Source organism: Roseinatronobacter sp. S2, from assembly GCF_029581395.1.
GTDB lineage: Bacteria > Pseudomonadota > Alphaproteobacteria > Rhodobacterales > Rhodobacteraceae > Roseinatronobacter.
Genome location: NZ_CP121113.1, coordinates 1,126,610 through 1,145,237, shown reverse-complemented (window position 1 = coordinate 1,145,237; position 18,628 = coordinate 1,126,610). Strand labels below are relative to the sequence as shown.

Sequence of the window (18,628 nt, the reverse complement as noted above, 5' to 3'; positions counted from 1 at the left end):
TCATCACCGGCGCGGATCAAGCAGGTCACGCAGACCATCGCCCAGAATATTGAACCCCAGAACCGTGATCGTAACCGCCAGTCCGGGAAAGAAAGAAACCCAAAGGGCCACACCCACATAGTTCCGGCCATCACTCATCATGGCACCCCATTCGGGTATTGGCGGTTGCGCGCCCAACCCTAGAAAGGACAGGCTGGCCGCAGTCAGCACCACGGTTCCCGCCGTAAGCGTTGCCTGCACGATGATCGGCCCCAGAGCGTTCAGCAGAATATGGTCGAACATCACCCGAAGGCGGGACGCGCCAAGTGCCTGCGCGGCCTGCACATATTCCATCCGCTTCAGTCCCAGCGTCAGGTTGCGTGTCAGCCTTGCATAAACAGGCAGCGAAAACAAAGCGATGGCCATCAACATGTTAAAAAGGCTTGGGCCAAGGATCGAGACAATCAGGATTGCCAGAATGATGCCGGGAAAGGCAAAGATAATATCCATCACCCACATGATTGCGCCATCTATATTGCCCCCCGACATACCTGCCACCAATCCCAGCGGGACCCCGAAAATCAGCGCGACACCGACCCCCAGACTGATTTCCAGCAGCGACAGGCGCGCGCCATACAAGATACGGCTTAGAACATCGCGGCCATAGGCATCGGTGCCCAAAGGGTGTTCTGCCGATGGGGGCATCAGCGACAGCATAAGGTTTTGCTGATAGGGGTCTGCGGGCGCAAGCCATGGTGCGAAGGCTGCGGCCAGCACCAGAACACCCACAATGAAGCCACCCAACACCAGTGACGGGCGGCGCAAGCACCAGTTCATGGCCGTGGACAATGGCCGTCTTTGTGCGACAAGCATCAGTTAAACCTCACACGCGGGTCCAGCACGGAAATCAGGAATTCCGCAAAGAAATTGACAAGAACAACGCTGACCACGGCCAGCAATGTCACGCCCTGAATGATGGGATAATCGCGGTAGCGGACCGCATCGACCAACAGCCGCCCGATGCCCGGCCAATTGAACACGGTTTCGGTCACAACTGTAGACCCGATGACAGCCCCGAAATTCAGGCCAATGATTGTAACAATGGGGATCAGCGCATTGCGCAGCGCATGGCGCTGATAGACTTGAAACGCCCCCAGGCCCTTGGCGCGCGCGGTGCGGATATAGTCCTGATCCAGCGTTTCAATCATGGAAGACCGTGTCATGCGCGCAATCAGGGCCATGGGCAGCAATCCCAGTACAATCGCAGGCATCACGAAATGCGCAGCACTGCCCGACCCCAGAAGGGGCAGCCAGCCCTTCTGCACAGAAAAGTAATCCATCATCACCAGTGCCAGCCAGAAATTGGCCACTGACGCCCCCAAAATAGCAAAGACCATCACCACATGGTCGGGCGCACGTCCCTTGCAGATTGCGGCAATCATGCCGGCGGGCACGCCTATGATTGTGGCAAAGAAATAGGCGACTGTCGCCAGTTCCATCGTTGCTTTGTACCGGCGCGAAAGTTCTTGCGATACAGGACGTTGTGACCTGATTGATGTGCCGAAATCGCCAGTGGCCGCACCCTTAAGAAAGGCTGCGTATTGCACCATCAATGGCCGGTCCAGCCCCAGCCGTACGCGCATGTCATCCACCGCGTCCTGCGTGGCTTCCGGTCCTGCCATCAGGCGGGCGGGGTCGCCGGGCAAGGCGCGCACAGACATGAAGACAATAAACGACACGCCCAGCAGGATCAGGGGCAGCATCATCAGTTTGCGCAGGAAATAATTTCTCATGACAGCTTTCGCTTGCAGCGGTCGGCGGGGGCGGTTGCCCGCCCCCTGACCAGTTTATCAATCTGCGATCGACGCGCCTGCAACCTGCACCACACCGCCCGGAATAAGCCAGACACCATCGACCGATTGCCGCATGGCGGCCAGATCGCGGGTGGAATACAACAGCACATGTGGCGCTTCTTCATTCACCAGTTTCTGGGCTTCGACATACAGATCGCGGCGGGCATCCGCATCCAGTTCCGATGCAGCACGGTCAATCAGATCATCCAGCGCCCCGGACGAAAAGAACCCAAGATTTGCCCCGCCCGGTGCCCATGACGATGTGGCATAAAGCGGGCGGAATTGCAGATCGGAATTGAAAGAACCCGATGACCAAGACGCAATGACAGCGTCCAGCCCGTCTGCGGCCTTGGCGTCAGGGTCGTTAAACGCCGCTTCGGACCAGACGCCTGATTCCAGTCGGCGGATTTGCAGGTCTACGCCAATTTCGCCCCACATGGCCTGAAGGGCCTCGGCAATCGATGCCTCGGGTTCCTGCACCGCGACCGACATGCTGAACCCGTCTGCAAAACCGGCGGCATCCAGCAGTTCGAGGGCTTTCTCAACGTCATACGGATAAGGGTTAAGCGTGTCATCCCATGCCGGGTTTGTGGGCGACAGGGGGGAGGTGGCAGGGGTGCCGTATCCGCGCAGCAGGGCTTGCACCAATGCGTCCTTGTTGGTTGCGAAATTCAGCGCCTGACGGACTGCCTGATGTTCCAGCGCGTCAGATTGAACATTCAGCGACACCCAGAACATGGATGATCCGGGTTGGTCGATCAGGTCCAGTTCAGGATTGTTGGCGATGGTTTGTGCAAAGATTGGCGGTAGCGGGTTTACCACATCGACTTCGCCCGACTGCACGGCCATCGACAGGACTGACGGTTCTGATGACCATGTGAAATGCAGTCCTTCCAGTTGGGGCTGGTCCCCCCAATAGCCGTCAAATGCGGTCTGGCTGACATATTCACCCGATTCCCATTCCTGAAACCGGAAGGGGCCGGTTCCAACGGCTGCGGTGCCCAGATTGCCTGCGCCATCTGCGGTGGGGCTGACGATCCAGCCTACGGCGGTTGCCATAAGGTCCACAAACCCGGCATAGGGGCTGTGCAAGGTGAAATTGACCTGCATGTCGCCATCAGCTTCCACATCGGCCAGAACTGCGCGCATGCGTCCGGCAGCGGCCAGCCCGCGCGCAGGGTCCAGCAACCGCTGGAAGCTGTTGACCACCGCTGCCGAATCCAGCGCGGTGCCATCATGGAAGGTGACACCTTCGCGCAGATTGAATGTCCAGACCAGTCCGCTGTCGTCATGGGACCAGTCGGTCGCCAGAACAGGCACGATTTCCATGTCGGATGAACGCCCGATCAGGCCCTCATACATGGGTGCCAGCACCACCTGGGTAAACGATGCGGTCTGGTCGGCAGGGTCCATGGACCGCGGTGGTTCTGATTGCATGATGCGCAGTGTCTGTGCTTGTGCGCCAATGGCCAAAAGACTGACACTAGAGGCGAGGAGTATCCGGCGAAGGCCGTGGATCGGAAGTTTGTTCATGAGCAGCACCCTGTTTAGTTATTTTCACTTATGGCCAAATGAGACGAATATTAATTTAGCCACTAAACTATCTTGCGCATTTGATTTTAGTGTATTAAAAAAGTCAAGATACTTTTAAATCGCCATTCGGAGATTTCATGGACTCGCCCGCCCCACATCACCGACGCATCCTCTGGGCTATTTCAGAGGCAGGACCCCTAAGCCGGACAGAGATTTCGGAAATGGCGGGTGTGTCCAAGGCCGCCGTCACCGGCGCTGTCAAGGAACTGATTGCGCAGGGGTTGTTGCACGAAACCGACTCCATTCGCGGGGCCGGGCGGCCAGCGACGCTGATTGCGTTTTCATCAGGGTCATGCCTGTTTGCAGGGCTGTCGCTGCGCCCCGACCGATCGCGGCTGGTGTTGTGTGATGCGGTGGGCGACATCATGGGCACCGCCGATTTGCCCAGCATGCGCACCCCCGAAAGCATACCGCCGCTATTGGATGCGGCGATCAAAAAACTGGCACGTGACACAGGGTTCGACCCTGACAAGGTCATGGGTGTGGGAATATCGGTGTCGGGTGTTGTGAATGCCGGACAGGATACCTGCGTGCGATCAACCCTGATGGGGTGGGAAAACGTGCCATTGGGCAAAATGGCCGCCGATTATCTGGGTCTGCCGGTGCATATTGAAAACGACGCCAACGCGCTGGCCATGCGCGAGAAGCTTTTTGGTGCCGCGTCCGAGGCGGCGTCTTTTGCACTGATCGACATTGATGACGGCATCGGCGGCGCGGTGTTTATCGGGCGCAACCTGTTTCGCGGGTTTGCCGGTGGCGCGGGCGAAGTTGCGCATATCACTGTCGCGCCCGGTGGCATTCCGTGCCAATGCGGCAAACGCGGCTGCCTTGATACGATTTCCAGCCTGCGCGCAATGAAGCTGGCAGCCGGGCGCGCAAATCTGAAAGAAACAGATTTTGATGCGCTGGAAGCCGCCGCCGCCCAAGGGGATCCGGCGGCCGTTGAAATCCTGCATGCCGCAGGTGACGCGCTGGGGTCCATTGTCGCCCAGATTGTCCAGATGCTGAACCCCGAACGCGTGCTGATCCGGTTGTCGGCGGAACGCTGCAACGGGCTGTTCGCGGCGGTCATGCAACAAACCGTTGATGCCAATGTATTGCCCCAAATGCGCAACAGGACACGGATTGATGTCGCCAAAACACCCTTCGGGGCACATGCGGCGGGGGCCGCGTCCATCGCGACGCACCGGTTCTTGTTGGCGCCCCCCTCTCAGGAAAGGACCAGTTGATGCGCGTTGCGATCGGCGGGCTGCATACGGAATGCAGCAGCTATAACCCTGTCAAAATGACGGATCATGATTTCACCATCTGGGTCGGTGACGAGATGCTGCGTCAGGGCTATTTCGATGTGTTGAAGCGCCATGATGCGACATATCTGCCAACATTTTATGCGCGCAACATCGCAGGTGGACCCGTTGCAAGCGCAACATATGACCGTTTCAAGGCGGATTTCGTGCAACGCCTGCGCGATGCCATGCCGCTGGACGGGGTGTATCTGGCGATGCATGGCGCGGTTTTCGTCGAGGGGATGCATGACGCCGAAGGCGACTGGATCAGCGCCGCGCGTGACGTGGTCGGGCCGTCCTGTGTCATTGCGGTCAGCTATGATCTGCACGGAAACCTGTCGCAGCGTATAATTGATGCGATTGATGTGTTTTCAACCTACCGCACGGCCCCGCATATCGACATTCCGCAAACCCAGCAGCGCACGCTGGATATGCTGTTTCGCTGCCTGAAAACCGGGCAGAAACCCTGTCTGGCTTGGGCACCGGTTCCGGTGCTGCTGCCGGGAGAACGGACCTCGACCGAAGATGAACCCGCAAAATCGCTATATGCCAGCCTGCCCGACAGGGAGTCCACGCCTGAAATCTGGGACGCATCGCTGATGGTTGGTTATGTCTGGGCGGATGAGCCGCGTGCCACTGCAGCCGCCGTGATTACAGGAACCGACCCCGCGAAAACACAAGCGGCGGCGGAGGATCTGGCGCAGGCATATTGGGACGCGCGCGACGCGTTCGCATTCGGGATGGACACGGGCAGTGTGCAAGACTGTGTGACACGGGCAGTCGCATCCACATCGCGGCCTGTCATTCTGGCCGAAAGCGGCGACAACCCGACAGGTGGCGGGGTGGGCGACCGGACCGAATTGCTGTGTGAATTGTTGGACCAGCAAGCGCAAGACGTCATTTTTGCCGGTATCTGTGATCTGCCGGCAGTTGATGCCTGTTTTGCTGCGGGCGAAAACGCCGATGTCACGCTGAATATTGGCGGCACACTGGACCCCGGTTCCAAACCCGTGACAGCCAGCGGCACAGTGCTGCGCCTGCACCCCGGCGACAGGGACGATCAGCGTCAGGCTGTGGTTCAGATCTCGGGTGTGCGATTGGTGCTGTCCGCGCGCCGCCGCCCTTATCACAAAATAGCTGATTTCGCGGCCTTGGGCCTTGATCCCCGATCTGTGCGCATCCTTGCTGTCAAATCAGGGTATCTGTCGCCGGAACTGGCCCCATTGGCCAATCCCGCGATGATGTTGCTGTCCCCGGGGGTGGTGGATCAGTATATCGAACGCCTGCCGCGCAATCACAAACCCGCGCCAACCTACCCTTTCGACAAGGGTTTCGACTGGTCCCCGCAGGTTTATTTCAAAAGCGCGCAATCATGACAGCGCCGCCGGTGTTGCAGGTCGAAGGTCTGAATACGACGTTTGTGACCGAACGCGGGCCGGTTCCGTCGGTTACGGATGTCAGTTTCACCATCAATCCCGGTGAAACCGTGGCAGTGGTGGGCGAAAGCGGGTCGGGCAAAAGTGTGACCAGCCTGACAATCATGGGTTTACTTGCCCGCAATGCGCAGGCGGATGCGGCATGTCTGAAATTCTGCAAGCGCAATGGTCATGTCATTGATTTGCTGACCCTGCCGGAAAAGCAGATGCGCCAGATACGCGGCAATGAAATCGGCATGATATTTCAGGAACCGATGACATCGTTGAACCCCGTTCTGACAGTTGGCAGACAGATCACCGAGGCCGTTTTGCAGCATCGCAAACTGACCCAGAAACAGGCCACCGCCGAAGCGCTGGACTTGCTGCGTATGGTCGGCATTCCCGCGCCGCAGGATCGGCTGCGACAGTATCCACACCAATTATCCGGCGGAATGCGCCAGCGTATCATGATCGCCATTGCCTTGGCCTGCCGCCCTCAATTGCTGATTGCAGACGAACCCACCACCGCGCTGGACGTCACGATACAGGCGCAGATTCTTGATTTGCTGATAAAGCTGAAGGCCGATCTGGGCATGTCTATTCTGTTTGTCACGCATGACCTGGCGGTGGTGTCGGAAATTGCGGACCGCGTGATCGTCATGTATGGCGGCACCGTGATCGAGGAAGGGCCGGTCCGCGACGTGCTGGACAATCCCGCGCACCCCTATACGCATGGTCTGCTGGCCAGTGTTCCCGCAGGCGACGGCCAGCGACTATATGCGATTCCGGGCAGTGTTCCATCGCCGGTCACGCGCCCGACGGGCTGCCTGTTTGCGCCCCGTTGTCCGCATGCATTGGAAAAATGTCGCGAAACACGCCCGCCATTCGTGCCGGTTTCCGATGGTCACAAATGTAGCTGCCTGCGCATCGGAGAATTCTGAATGGCTGTTCCCCTGCTTAGTGTGGAAGACCTGAAAACGCACTTTCCCATCCGGCGCGACCAGATTGTGCGTGCAGTGGATGATGTCACGTTCACAATCAAAAAGGGCGAGGTTCTGGGTCTGGTCGGTGAAAGCGGGTCGGGCAAAAGCACCGTGGGGCGCAGCATGATCCGGCTGGAACGGCCGACTTCGGGTAAAATCCGGTTTGACGGCACCGACCTGACGCCGCTTGGCGACAGGGCGTTCAAGCCGTGGCGTCGCAAGATGCAATATATCTTTCAAGACCCCTATGCCTCGCTGAATCCGCGCAAACGTGTGGGCGCAATCCTGAATGAAGCATTAAGCATTCATGCCATAGGCACCCGCAGGGACCGCCCCGACCGGATTGCCGCGCTGCTGCGCAAGGTCGGGCTGGACGCAGAAGCCGCAGGCCGGTTTCCCCATGAATTTTCCGGCGGCCAGCGCCAGCGCATCGGCATTGCACGCGCGCTGGCAGTGGAGCCTGAATTCATAATCGCGGATGAGCCTGTTTCAGCGCTGGATGTTTCTGTTCAGGCACAGGTTTTGAATTTGATTCAGGATTTGCAGACAGATCTGGACCTGACCATGCTGTTCATTGCCCATGATCTGGGCGTGGTTGAACATTTGTGCGACCGTATCCTTGTGATGTATCTGGGCCGCATCATGGAAAGCGGCACCAAACGCCAGATTTATGAAAACCCGCAGCATCCCTATACGCAGGCATTGCTATCCTCCGTCCCGCAGCTGAAACTGCGCAAGACCGCGCGCATTCTGCTGCAAGGCGACATTCCCAGCCCGATTTCGCCGCCCAGCGGGTGCGTATTCCGCACACGCTGCCCCATTGCCACCGCTGATTGCGCCAATGTGGTGCCCGAACTGCGCCCGCTGGGTGACCCGCAGCATCAGGCCGCCTGCATCCGCATCTAGCCCCGTGTGGTACCCCCAGACCCAACTCACGCGAAGGAGCACCGCATAAGTCAGACATTCATGGCGCAGGAAATCGCCGAAATGGGGTCTGATGCCGGAGGGGGCAGAATAGTACGCTCTCATGAGCGTTCTCGGGTATCCTGACACGATTAATCTACCCCGCTGACACGGGTTGGTCAAAGGTGTAGCCTGTGCAGGCGCTGGAGACGGTAGGCCGAACCGATGGTTATCATGCTCTCATCCGCGGATTGGTTACCGCCTGACCTGGTTCGATACGGGATTGCCTCTCTCTAAGAACGGATATGTTTCCCAACGTACTCCGAGGATTTCCCTATCATTGGCCGCTGCCATCTCCGGCGTACTGCACAGGCAGTATGAACTGCTAAGTTACACAGACAGCGGTGTTTTTCGGGCGATGTCCCAGATGAATCCAGCGAGTTCGCGCGCGATGGCTGCGAGCACGCGTGGTAGAGGTTTGCCAGTGTTCGATAGATGACGGAACCGCTTGCAGAACCGCGTCTGTGCTTTCCAGCCAATGTCCTTGATCTCCTGCGGCAGGTGCGCAGATCGCTTGAGATACGGCTGCCCCTCTTTGGGTGGATGGCGATAGGACCAGCCCGCTTCCACCAGCATTGTGCGTGCCAAGGCGTTCCCGGTCTTTGTCAGCCGCCCGCGCCGCGTCGTGCCGCCACTGGAATGCTCGCTTGGTACCAACCCGAGCCAGGCCATCAGCTGACGCGGATTTTCAAAGCGGGTGATGTCGCCGATCTCTGCTACTACGGTCGTTGCGATGATAGTGTTCACGCCGCGCAACGCGCGAAGGGCATCGACCGCAGGGCTTGTTGATCAGCTCTATAAAACAGCCATCGATAACGGTGGCCTTTGCGAAGGAAAGCCGGGGCTGCGCCCCCAGTACGGACCCGGCTTCTACTATGCTTATGTCCACGATCCTGACGGAAACAAGCTGGCATTCGCCAGCTACGGATAATGATTTATTCACGCGCCGTATAACGGGGCGATCACCCAGACGCCGGATGGTCCGAAAGCCCGGCTTTGACGGATGCTGCGACGACTGCTTTCAGGGTAGCTCTGCGTTTGATCTGCACGCGATCCATTGTAAGCTTTCATGAAATCAGGCTTGTACTGAGCAGAGGCGGAGATGAAGCGGGCACTTAAATTCACGGCGACTGCGTTAGTTGTTCTCGGTGTGGGCTTTACAGGCTATGGCGCTTTGGGATATTGGGACGCCATCCGTCAGTCGGACAAATACGAAACGCGCGCCGATGCCTTGATAGCTGATGGCAGAGGTCCGGACGGTCTGGGAGCTGATCGCCTTCGACAACTCGTCTTAGTGCAAGACCCCGCCTACCTGGAGCACAGCGGGATTGATTTCTCCACTCAAGGTGCCGGGCTGACAACAATCTCTCAGTCACTTTCCAAACGATTGGGTTTCGATGAATTTCGTCCTGGCATCGGCAAGATAAGGCAGACGGGCTTTGCTTTGGGCTTGGAAAGCCAACTCAGCAAAGATCAAATTCTTGCGCTCTGGCTTGATACCGTCGAGATGGGGCGCGGTCCCGATGGATGGATGACAGGATTTTTCCACGCAAGCGAAAGCATTTATGGCCGACCGATCATGGAGATCTCCGATCAAGCGATCACCGCCAATTGTCATCGCCCCGGCGACGCGCTGCATGGGCCAAACGCGGCCGCTTCTCCTGCACGGGTGACGATCGCCGGGAACATCCGTCTGAAACGAAGCCGGGCCGCCATTCTCAGGGCCGTCACGCGGATGATCGGGGAAACGCCGCTGGCCGGGATATCCATTACCGGGCTGGTCAGAGAGGCCGGCATCACCCGCCCGAGCTTTTGCCAGCACTTTCCCGATGTGGTAGCGGTGGCGCGGGCAGCGACGCTGGACAGGCTTGCCATAGCCTTTCCCCTTCCCGAACCTCTGCCGCCCGGTGCCCGTCTGACCCGACAGAAACTTTTCGGCCATCTTTCCCGGAGCGCCGGGCCGATCTTTATCCACCTGGAGGCGCATCGGGCGTTTTACGTCCGGGTGATGAGTGAGGCCGGGACCGCAGACTTCTTCAACGAGTTGATCGGACTGGTCGGGGCACGGATCCTGCCCGAAGTGATCAATGCCTCCGCCAGCACGCCCGAGCGGAGAGGGCTGACGACACAGTTCTTCGCCGGAGGTCTGGTCTGGCTTGCAATTGACTGGCTCAGAGGCCATTCATCCGACTCTGCTGCGGACATCGCCAGACAGGTTGCGGAACTGGCGGCGGATCTGGCCTGCGGCCCTGACGGGTATCTGCGATGAGGCCCGTCGGCCTCGGTGCGGCGGAGCCGGCCCTTGGGCTACGACCGCGCGCGGGTATGCCGCGCGCCCCCGACCTTTCCTGCCCCCGAGGTCTGGCAGGACCGCGATCCCTGACACCTCCTGAGATCGGAGTTCCCGAATGATGCGTCTGTCTCTGCCCCTGCTTCTCATTTGCGCTCTGGCCGGCTGCGCCGGGCGTCCGACCGAGCAGACGATCTGGCCGGTGCCCGCACCCGAGGCTGCGGTGCAGGCGACCGAGTCCCGGATATTCGTGGCCACCACCCGCACCTCGGCGGTGCGGCTTGCCGATGGCTATACCAGCGGTCGTTCGGATGAGATGGGGTTTGCGGAATTCACCGTCTCGATCCCGCCGAACCACGTTCCCGGTCAAATCGAATGGCCCAAGGGCATCGCCGATCCGCGTACCGATTTCGCCGTCACACAGCATCTGCGCGTGGATCGCTCCAGCTTTCTTCAGCGTGTGGCTGCGGCGGATGCCCAACGTTCGGTCGTCTTCGTTCACGGCTTCAACTACAGTTTTCCGGAATCGCTGTACCGCACCGCGCAGATGCAGGCGGATGCGCAGCTGTCCGGGGCGCCGGTGCTGTTTTCATGGCCCTCTGCCGCCTCGCTGAGAGGATATCCGGTCGATCAGGATTCTGCCGCTTTCTCACGCGACGCGCTGGACGATCTGCTGACCAGGCTGACTGCAGATACAGGCGCAGATTCGATCACAGTCTTTGGGCATTCGATGGGCGGATGGCTGGTGATGGAAGCGCTGCGCCAGATGCGGCTGGCGGGCAAGGACGACGCCCTGTCGCGGCTGGAGGTGATTCTGGCGGCCCCCGATATTGATGTCGATGTGTTCCGGCAACAGATGGCGGTGATTGGCCGGATGGACATCCCGCTGGTGGTCATGGTCTCGCCCGATGACCGGGCGCTGCGGCTGTCGGGGGCGACGCGCCGCTATGGCAGGCTGGGGGCGCTGGACCTGACCGACCCGCGGATTCAGGCGGCGGCCAGGGCCGCGAACGTGACGCTGGTCGATATTTCGTCGGCGGATGCCAGCACTCCGGCGAATCACGACCGCTATATCGCCGTCGCTGCGGCCTATCCGGCGCTACTCAACGAGGTGCGCCAGGGCGGAGGCTTTGCCGAAGCCGGTACATTCGTACTGGATTCCGCAGGCCAAATCATCACCGCTCCCCTCCGGGCCGTCGATGCGACCCTGGGTCGCTAGGATGCGCGGCAGGCTGGGGGCGGTGCTGTTCGGCCTTGCCCTGATCGCCCTGCTAGCCTTCACGCTTAGACGCTACAGTACCAGCTTGACGGCCTTGTCCGTCCGGTTCAGGCCGCCGTGATCATGCTAGCGCCCCCGCCACCTGCTGGCCTGGCGCAACCTCCGGCGCGGCTGGTTGCGCCAGGCCGCCTGTCTGGTCACCTTCATCGTCTGGTGGTCGGGTATCGCGCCGCGACAGGACCGGGACTGGGCCGCAGATGTTGCCCATGGCGTCACCGCCGAGATCGGTGCAGACAGCATGCTGGTCCATCACATCCGTGATTTCGACTGGCAGGATCGCGACACGGTCATCCATCGGTATAAGACGGCAAGCTATCCGCTGGACAGCATCACCTCGGTAGATCTGTTCACGTCGGTCTGGGGCAGCCCGACCATCGCGCTTGTGCTTGTCACCTTCGGCTTTGATGCCGTGCGCCATTTGGTCTTTTCCGCCGAAATCCGCCGCGAGGCGGACGAGGTCTTCTCATCCATCGTTGGATTTTTCAAAGCATTCGAGCTGGTCCTGATTGCTGCCGAGGAACTGGATATTGTCAAACTGCGCACCGATCATCGCCGCGAGGATGTGTCGCTGTTCCGCCTGCGCCTGATCCATGCGCAGGCGCGCGAGCTGTTCCTGTCCTATCTGCACCAGGGTAACGCGCAAGCTGAACAGCCGAAATTTTATAATACGATCAACGCGAACTGCACCACGGTGGTCTTTTGCCCCGGCGCGACTGGTCGAAACAGGTCTGCCCTTCGACAGGCGGATTCGGGCCTCGGGCTATCTGCCCGGTTATCGCTATGGCATCGGCGCCCTTGATCAAAGCATCCGGCTGGGCCAGCTTCTGGCAGAGGCACGGATCACCCGACGCGCGCAGATCCTGCCGGAAGACGTTGCATATTTGACGGTATCCGCAGACCCTGACGGCAGCGACTTTAGCCCCCATGATCGCGGTGTGAGCTGATTGGCATGCTGGCCCCTCCCGCGACATTCTTCGTTCGAGGGTTGCAGCGCATGGGCAGATACCGAGCCTCAAGAATGAGGGAGATACCACTTGCAGGATAGGATATTCATCGGGCTGGATCCTCACAAGGCGACGATGTCGGTTGCACTTTTGCTATGAGGCGGGATCATGTGGCCATGGCCTGCGCCGCCAGCTTGTGGAAATAGAACATGATTGCATCGTGGTTGCACGCGCGCTCATTTCGGAAATGGCTGGCGACGGGGTGATGTTGGCAGGCTGCAACGCGTCGGTGAATTGACCGCCTGGGTGCCGGGCGCGGCGCATGAAGCGATGCGCGACCTGGTTCGTGCGCGGGCGACTGCGATGCGGGTGTTGGGCAAGGCGCGCCAGTATCTTCAAGGATTTTGCTGCGCCACGGCCGTATCTATCCCGGAACGAATGGCTGGACAGTGGCCTATTGCGCATCCACGTCGCGCTGTGACCGGCACCGTCGGATTATTCACAGTGAAGCAAAATCTTGACAGCGATCATGAGAGCAGAGTGCTGAAATAGTTCCGCCTCGGCAGTCATTTGAGAACATGTTTCACTCCCGGGACGAAAGCGGCGGGGAGCGATGATGCGCGGAACGGACGAGACGCGCAGGTCGCTATTGAGCTATGTCGATCTGGAAGATCGCATCCCCGCGCGGCACCCGCTGCGCAAGATCAGGCAGGTTGTCGCCGACCCTCGATCCCGCCCGGACGGCTGATCCGCGCGGGCTTCCTGTAGACCCGCGAAATCGAGAGGCCCCAAAGGGTCCATCCCTCCAAGCCGCATTCAGACCAGCCAGGGACATGGCCAAGGCCAAGGCCACATGGTTGCACGCAGTTATACGAATGTGCAATAAAGGAGATGTGAAACCAGATAAAACAGGATTCCTGATGAGAGACGATGAGCCGATTCAAGGCGTATTCCTAAGCCGGACGCTGGACTTGGAAAGCCTGTATGGAACTGCCTTGCGCGCGGCAGGCCCTGATATCGAGGTGCTTCGCCCCGAGGAGGTTTCATATCCCGAACAAATCCGCTTCGCCATCTGCTGGTTGGCGGAGGCAGACAGCTTTGCCGCTTATCCCAACCTTGAGCTGGCGATGTCGATCGGTGCTGGCGTCGATGACCTGCTGAGCAATCCCGAACTCTCTTCCGAGACCGCCATTGCCCGCGTGCGTGACCCACATCAAGCGGCGCTGATGGCAGGATATGCCGCGCATGAGGTGCTGCATGTCTCACGTAACTTCGCGCGGCTTGCGGCCTCGGCCAGCCGCGCAGCCTGGGAACCCCTGCCCATGCAAGCCCCAGAGGCCACAATCGTCACCGTTCTGGGCAACGGCACCATGGGGGAAGCCGTCACCCGCACCCTGCGCGGCTTGGGATTCACGCTTCGCGTCGCCTGCCGGACAGAACCCGAGCGACCGATTGAGGATGTCAGCTACTTCAGCGGCACGGATGCGGTTCTCACGGCTACAGCCGGTGCGCATTTCGTCATCAACATCCTGCCGCTGACCCAAGCCACCGAGGCCGTGCTGAACGCCACGCTGTTTGCGGCCATGGCGCAGGGCAGCTGGCTGATCCAGATAGGGCGCGGCGAACATCTGGTCGAATCCGACCTGATTGCCGCGCTCGACAGCGGACAGCTTGCCGGTGCCACGCTGGATGTGTTCCACGCCGAACCGCTGCCAGAGGATCACCCTTTCTGGCACGACGCTCGCCTGCGCATCACGCCGCATATTGCCAGTGACTCGGTTCCTTCTGTCGTCGCCGAACAAATTGTCACCACGGCGCGCGAGTTGCGCGAAGGTGCCCCTCTCAGCTTCGGCGTTGAACGCGCGCGCGGCTATTGATCGAATAGGAGACCCCAATGAAACAAGCTGCAACCGCCGCCCCGACCACGACGAGCGACCACGAATGGCAGGCCCGCTGCGACCTTGCAGCCTGCTACCGACTGGCCTGGCACTATCGGTTCACCGACCTGATTTACACCCACATCACCGCCCGCGTGCCCGGCGAAGAAGGTCATTTTCTGATTAACCCCTACGGCCTTTCTTGGGACGAAATAACGGCCTCGTCTCTGGTCAAGATCGACGTGGACGGTAACAAGGTCGATGACAGCCCCTATCCTGTGAACCCGGCGGGCTTCACCATTCACTCGGCGATCCACCGGACCAGCCATGATGCTGCCTGGATCATGCATACGCATACGCGTGCCGGTGTGGCGGTCTCGACGCTGGAAGACGGACTCTTGCCGCTCAACCAGATTGCACTGCAGTTCCACAACCGGATTTCATACCATGACTACGAGGGCATCGCGCTGGATCTGGGCGAGCGGGAGCGCTTGGTCAGAAGTCTTGGCGACAACCCGGTGCTGGTACTGCGCAACCACGGCCTGCTGACCACTGGAGCGACCGCAGCTTCGATGTTCAATACAATGTTCTACATGGAGCGCGCCTGCGAAATTCAGGTGGCCACTCTTTCGATGGGGCAGCCTTTGCGTGCGGTCCCCGACAATGTGGCCGACCATGTAGCCAAGCAGTACGAAGGCTCGATGGGCGAGGATGATGACGTGGCGCTGGAATGGGCGGCGCACCTGCGCCTGCTGGACCGGATTGCGCCAGACTATCGCGACTGACCGGCGCGGTCTGATCGCTTTGGGCAAGAAGGGGCTGGCGCACCAGCCTTTTGCTTATGCCTGTGCTTTTGCGGGAAATCTTGCGGCACAGAGCCGGGCCGACAGGGCCGTGATGCGGCGCACGGCTTCTGCCAGCTTTGCGTCGGGCAAGGTCAGGCCCAGCCGGATCAGGTGTCCGGCCTGCCCGCCGAAAGAGTTGCCCGGCATGACTGCCACGGCTTCTTCCTCCAGCAGCCGCCAGGCAAATGCCTCACCGCCCAGTCCGGTGGCCGATACGTCTACCAACATGAACATCCCGCCGCGCGGCAAAAAGGACGACAACCCCTCAGCTGCCTCGAAGGCCGCCTGACAGGTCCGCGCGCGACGCGCCAACGAGGTGCGCAACCGTTCGGCGGTGTCGTAATCGTCGGTCAGCGCGGCTTCCGTCATGTCGGCGATAAAGGGTTGGTTCCCGAAGAGCATGGTTTCCGAGATCGGCAGTAACAGGCGCATCGCCTCTTTGGGACCAATCGCCCAGCCGCTGCGAAATCCGGTCGCGGCATGGCTCTTGGAAATAGAAGAGACTACGATTGTGCGTTCACGCAAAGGGGCGAATTCTAAAGGAGAGCAGAACTCGCCTTCGAAAATCAGCGACTCGTAGACCTCGTCGCAGACGATCCACAGATCATGGGCAAGGGCAATATCGCCGATGGCGCGCATGCTGTCGTGGTTGATGACCGATCCACTGGGATTGTGCGGGGTATTCAGAAGCAGAACGCGGCTATTCGGCGTGATCGCAGTTTGCAGATCATGGGGCTGCGGGACGAAGCCGTGCTCCATCTTCAGCGGTACGGCCTGCACTTTGGCGCCAGTCGCTTCGACCACCCCATCATATGTTGCATAGTAAGGATCGCCAATCAGCACGCCATCGCCCTCTTCGACCAGCGCAAGCATCACAGCAAACAGGGCGGTCTGCGTGCCTGGAAAGCACAGGATATTTTCAGGCGCGATTTCGGGCAGGCGCGACGCGTAAGTCCGTTGCAGCGCTTTGATAAGGCCAGCCTCGCCACGGCCGTTGGAATAGCGCGTGCGGCCGCGGCGCATCGAGTCGGCACAAATCTCGATCAGGCCGGGATCGGTTGGAATATCCGGCTCGCCGATTGTCAGTTCGATGATATCCTCGCCTTGGTTAAGGCGGTCGCGGGCGGCGTTGTGAATGGCCCACTTGTCCCCGCCCAGATCCTTCAGCCTGCGTGTGATGGCTGCATACTGCATGTGTCTTCCTTTTCTTCAGCGCGCAGTTGGATGCGCCAGTGTGTCGTTGGGCAGGCGCAGGATGCCCTCTGCGGCAGAAAGCGCGATCCGGGGCAGCCGTGCGGGGTCATAGAGCCCGTGGCCAAGCGAGCCTTCGATCCATAGCCCGTCGATCAACCCATTCAGGGCGATGGCGTGACTATGGCAAGTCGCCGGGTCTGCCGGGAGATTGTGCTGGGTCAGGACCGGGTGGATCAGCGCTTCAAGCAGGTCGAGGAATTCACGATAGCTCTCGCGGTGGATCTGGGCATAACGTTGTCCGGAACGGACGCGCCCGATGAAGGTCGCCCAAAGCGAAACCTTGCGTGACGACAGGTTGGGGTGCTTGACGTTCGCGGCAATAAAATGCGCCAGCGCCTGCGCAGGCCCCTCGGAGGCCATGCGCGCTGACTCTGCCGCTGCACCGGTGAGGTTGCCCATCAGATAGGCATAGGCCGCGTGGACCATCTCGTCCTTCGACAAGAAGTAGTGCCGGATCAGACCGGCAGAAACACCCGCACGCTCGGCGATCTTGCGCACACTGGCGCCGCCCATGCCGTCTTCAGCCAGACAATCCAGCGTGGCTTCCAGCAGGGCATTGCGTCGGGCGTCCTCGCCCAGGCGTTGATAGCTGCGCTGTGTCATTGGGCACCCTTCTGTATTGTGACTGTTGCCATGCAGTTGAGGGCTGCGGTGGCAATCACGTCCTGCGAGTTCGTTTTGTAAGCAGAAGTGTCCAGAAATCCATCAAAAACGCTTCGATGGTGACTGGTCCGCTTCAAACTTGTCGCAGATACTATACATTTGTATAACAGCGCGGTAAATAGGGTCCTGTATCAAAGCCGAAATTACACAGAATATTGCGAATGAGGAACGATCTCGCACGCGATAGAAAGACAAAAAAGATGACTGAATTTGCCAATGATCCCGGCCCCGAGATCGAAAAGCTTGTTCGCGATGTTGAATCGCGGCTTGTGGAAATACGGCGCAATATCCACGCCCACCCGGAGACAGGTTTCGACACCATCCGCACGGCCGCCCTTGTGGCCGAGGAGTTGCGCGCCATCGGCCTGGACCCGAAGACCGGCGTTGGACGCACCGGCGTCGTGGCCGAAATTGAGGGCGGCGCGCCCGGTCCCTGCCTGATCCTGCGCGCCGACATGGACGCGCTACCGATTCAGGAGATGACAGGGCTTCCTTATGCCTCGACCGTTCCGGGCAAAATGCATGCTTGCGGGCATGACCTGCATACCTCTGCCCTGCTCGGTGCGGCGCACGCGCTCAAGCAGATCGGCCCGCGACTGCGCGGCAGTGTGCGGCTGATCTTCCAACCCGCCGAGGAAACGCTGGAAAGCGGCGCGGCGGCCATGCTTGCTGATGGCGCGGGTGATGGCGCGGACATGGCCATCACGTTTCACAACCGGCCCGAGCTGGACGCCGGAAAGATACTGCTGCAACGCGGCGCCGCCACTGCGTCCAGCGACGAGTTCAAGGTGACAATCCGTGGCAGTTCCGGGCATGCCGCCCGCCCGCACACGGCCATCGATCCGATCGTCGGGGCCGCCCATATCATCAGCCAGTTGCAGACTATCATCTCCCGAGAGATGGACCCGGCGCAGTCGGCAGTGCTGACCATTGGCCATATCGCCGGTGGTCAGACGCAAAACATCATCCCCGACACCTGCATGTTTGAGGGTACCGCCCGCTGCCGCACGGCCCAGTCGCGCGACCGGATAGAAGCATCGTTCCGCCGCATCTGTTCGCATTCCGCCGCTGCGATGGATCTGGAAGCCGGGATCGAATACGTCCGCGGCGTGCCTGCCTTGGTGAACGATGACGCGATGGTAGACCGCGCCGCCACGGCGCTTGCCGCCCAGTTCGGCGAGGCGCCGCATGTCGCTGAAGGCCGCAGCTTCGGCGCGGAAGACTTCTCACTCTTCACCGAGCGGATGCCTTCCATCCAGATCCTTGTCGGTGCCCGTATCCCCGGTCGCGATGATCGCGTCCACAACTCGGACTACCAGCCCAACGAAAGCTGCATTGCCGACAGCGCCATCGTGCTGGCACGCATGGCAACCGAATTGCTCCGCTAACCTCCTTCCCAAACAA

Annotated in this window: 17 protein-coding genes; 11 read left to right on the top strand and 6 right to left on the bottom strand. The window is 60.1% G+C overall.

The window, feature by feature from the left end; all coding sequences use genetic code 11:
* Positions 1–3: 3 nt before the first annotated feature.
* From P8S53_RS05310 to P8S53_RS05300, 3 genes are read right to left on the bottom strand one after another with little or no spacing between them, the layout of a single operon-like run.
* Positions 4–852 carry an ABC transporter permease gene (locus P8S53_RS05310; RefSeq protein ID WP_277806110.1) on the bottom strand — a complete coding sequence of 283 codons (849 nt, stop codon included), beginning with the start codon at positions 850–852 and terminating at the stop codon, positions 4–6.
* Positions 852–1,772: an ABC transporter permease gene (locus P8S53_RS05305; RefSeq protein WP_277806109.1), complete on the bottom strand. Its 921-nt coding sequence runs from the start codon at positions 1,770–1,772 to the stop codon at positions 852–854. Before P8S53_RS05305 ends, P8S53_RS05310 begins: the two co-directional genes overlap by 1 nt.
* A gap of 57 nt (positions 1,773–1,829) precedes the next feature.
* Positions 1,830–3,365, bottom strand: a complete 1,536-nt coding sequence (locus tag P8S53_RS05300) for an ABC transporter substrate-binding protein (protein WP_277806108.1) — start codon at positions 3,363–3,365, stop codon at positions 1,830–1,832.
* A gap of 137 nt (positions 3,366–3,502) precedes the next feature.
* Here P8S53_RS05300 and P8S53_RS05295 point away from each other — a divergent pair, with 137 nt between their 5' ends.
* From P8S53_RS05295 to P8S53_RS05280, 4 genes are read left to right on the top strand one after another with little or no spacing between them, the layout of a single operon-like run.
* Positions 3,503–4,654 (top strand): ROK family transcriptional regulator, encoded by a 1,152-nt coding sequence (locus P8S53_RS05295; RefSeq protein WP_277806107.1) that lies wholly within the window; start codon positions 3,503–3,505, stop codon positions 4,652–4,654.
* A complete protein-coding gene (locus P8S53_RS05290; RefSeq protein WP_277806106.1) occupies positions 4,654–6,087 on the top strand; it encodes a M81 family metallopeptidase in 1,434 nt (477 codons plus the stop codon). The genes P8S53_RS05295 and P8S53_RS05290 overlap by 1 nt, the downstream gene beginning before the upstream one ends.
* Complete coding sequence (locus P8S53_RS05285; RefSeq protein ID WP_277806105.1) at positions 6,084–7,067, top strand: ABC transporter ATP-binding protein; 984 nt, start codon at positions 6,084–6,086, stop codon at positions 7,065–7,067. The genes P8S53_RS05290 and P8S53_RS05285 overlap by 4 nt, the downstream gene beginning before the upstream one ends.
* A complete protein-coding gene (locus P8S53_RS05280; RefSeq protein WP_277806104.1) occupies positions 7,068–8,015 on the top strand; it encodes an ABC transporter ATP-binding protein in 948 nt (315 codons plus the stop codon).
* A gap of 387 nt (positions 8,016–8,402) precedes the next feature.
* On the opposite strand, the gene P8S53_RS05275 is transcribed toward P8S53_RS05280, so the two are convergent.
* Positions 8,403–8,828 (bottom strand): transposase, encoded by a 426-nt coding sequence (locus tag P8S53_RS05275; protein ID WP_277806103.1) that lies wholly within the window; start codon positions 8,826–8,828, stop codon positions 8,403–8,405.
* 346 nt (positions 8,829–9,174) lie between these two features.
* On the opposite strand from P8S53_RS05275, the gene P8S53_RS05270 reads away from it, so the two are divergent.
* The 6 genes from P8S53_RS05270 (at position 9,175) to P8S53_RS05240 (ending at position 15,247) form a co-directional block, all read left to right on the top strand.
* Positions 9,175–10,341, top strand: coding sequence for a transglycosylase domain-containing protein (locus P8S53_RS05270; protein ID WP_277806102.1), 1,167 nt, complete (start codon positions 9,175–9,177; stop codon positions 10,339–10,341).
* Between the two features lie 139 nt (positions 10,342–10,480).
* On the top strand, positions 10,481–11,581 hold the full coding sequence (locus P8S53_RS05265) for an alpha/beta hydrolase (RefSeq protein WP_277806101.1): 1,101 nt from the start codon (positions 10,481–10,483) through the stop codon (positions 11,579–11,581).
* 175 nt (positions 11,582–11,756) lie between these two features.
* Positions 11,757–12,440 (top strand): DUF4105 domain-containing protein, encoded by a 684-nt coding sequence (locus tag P8S53_RS05260; RefSeq protein ID WP_277806100.1) that lies wholly within the window; start codon positions 11,757–11,759, stop codon positions 12,438–12,440.
* Positions 12,441–13,198: 758 nt separating this feature from the next.
* The gene (locus P8S53_RS05250; RefSeq protein WP_277806729.1) at positions 13,199–13,333 is read left to right on the top strand and encodes a hypothetical protein; all 135 of its coding nucleotides are present in this window, start codon (positions 13,199–13,201) and stop codon (positions 13,331–13,333) included.
* Between the two features lie 172 nt (positions 13,334–13,505).
* Entirely contained in the window at positions 13,506–14,462 is a 957-nt protein-coding gene (locus P8S53_RS05245) for an NAD(P)-dependent oxidoreductase (RefSeq protein WP_277806099.1), read from the top strand.
* 17 nt (positions 14,463–14,479) lie between these two features.
* Positions 14,480–15,247, top strand: a complete 768-nt coding sequence (locus P8S53_RS05240; RefSeq protein ID WP_277806098.1) for a class II aldolase/adducin family protein — start codon at positions 14,480–14,482, stop codon at positions 15,245–15,247.
* A 54-nt stretch (positions 15,248–15,301) separates the two neighbouring features.
* Here the strand turns inward: P8S53_RS05240 and P8S53_RS05235 are convergent, their stop codons facing one another.
* Both P8S53_RS05235 and P8S53_RS05230 read right to left on the bottom strand, forming a co-directional pair.
* The gene (locus P8S53_RS05235; protein WP_277806097.1) at positions 15,302–16,501 is read right to left on the bottom strand and encodes a pyridoxal phosphate-dependent aminotransferase; all 1,200 of its coding nucleotides are present in this window, start codon (positions 16,499–16,501) and stop codon (positions 15,302–15,304) included.
* Between the two features lie 15 nt (positions 16,502–16,516).
* Complete coding sequence (locus tag P8S53_RS05230) at positions 16,517–17,164, bottom strand: TetR family transcriptional regulator C-terminal domain-containing protein (protein WP_277806096.1); 648 nt, start codon at positions 17,162–17,164, stop codon at positions 16,517–16,519.
* 260 nt (positions 17,165–17,424) lie between these two features.
* Between P8S53_RS05230 and P8S53_RS05225 the strand changes: the two genes are divergently transcribed.
* Positions 17,425–18,612: a M20 family metallopeptidase gene (locus tag P8S53_RS05225; protein ID WP_277806095.1), complete on the top strand. Its 1,188-nt coding sequence runs from the start codon at positions 17,425–17,427 to the stop codon at positions 18,610–18,612.
* The last annotated feature ends 16 nt before the right edge of the window (positions 18,613–18,628 follow it).

Coding starts and splice junctions, on each gene's coding strand:
- P8S53_RS05280 (WP_277806104.1), top strand. CDS start 7,068: ATGGCTGTTCCCCTGCTTAGTGTGGAAGACCTGAAAACGCACTTTCCC.
- P8S53_RS05235 (WP_277806097.1), bottom strand. CDS start 16,501: ATGCAGTATGCAGCCATCACACGCAGGCTGAAGGATCTGGGCGGGGAC.
- P8S53_RS05270 (WP_277806102.1), top strand. CDS start 9,175: ATGAAGCGGGCACTTAAATTCACGGCGACTGCGTTAGTTGTTCTCGGT.
- P8S53_RS05285 (WP_277806105.1), top strand. CDS start 6,084: ATGACAGCGCCGCCGGTGTTGCAGGTCGAAGGTCTGAATACGACGTTT.
- P8S53_RS05230 (WP_277806096.1), bottom strand. CDS start 17,164: ATGACACAGCGCAGCTATCAACGCCTGGGCGAGGACGCCCGACGCAAT.
- P8S53_RS05305 (WP_277806109.1), bottom strand. CDS start 1,772: ATGAGAAATTATTTCCTGCGCAAACTGATGATGCTGCCCCTGATCCTG.
- P8S53_RS05295 (WP_277806107.1), top strand. CDS start 3,503: ATGGACTCGCCCGCCCCACATCACCGACGCATCCTCTGGGCTATTTCA.
- P8S53_RS05225 (WP_277806095.1), top strand. CDS start 17,425: ATGACTGAATTTGCCAATGATCCCGGCCCCGAGATCGAAAAGCTTGTT.
- P8S53_RS05265 (WP_277806101.1), top strand. CDS start 10,481: ATGATGCGTCTGTCTCTGCCCCTGCTTCTCATTTGCGCTCTGGCCGGC.
- P8S53_RS05290 (WP_277806106.1), top strand. CDS start 4,654: ATGCGCGTTGCGATCGGCGGGCTGCATACGGAATGCAGCAGCTATAAC.
- P8S53_RS05300 (WP_277806108.1), bottom strand. CDS start 3,365: ATGAACAAACTTCCGATCCACGGCCTTCGCCGGATACTCCTCGCCTCT.
- P8S53_RS05250 (WP_277806729.1), top strand. CDS start 13,199: ATGATGCGCGGAACGGACGAGACGCGCAGGTCGCTATTGAGCTATGTC.
- P8S53_RS05245 (WP_277806099.1), top strand. CDS start 13,506: ATGAGAGACGATGAGCCGATTCAAGGCGTATTCCTAAGCCGGACGCTG.
- P8S53_RS05240 (WP_277806098.1), top strand. CDS start 14,480: ATGAAACAAGCTGCAACCGCCGCCCCGACCACGACGAGCGACCACGAA.
- P8S53_RS05310 (WP_277806110.1), bottom strand. CDS start 852: ATGCTTGTCGCACAAAGACGGCCATTGTCCACGGCCATGAACTGGTGC.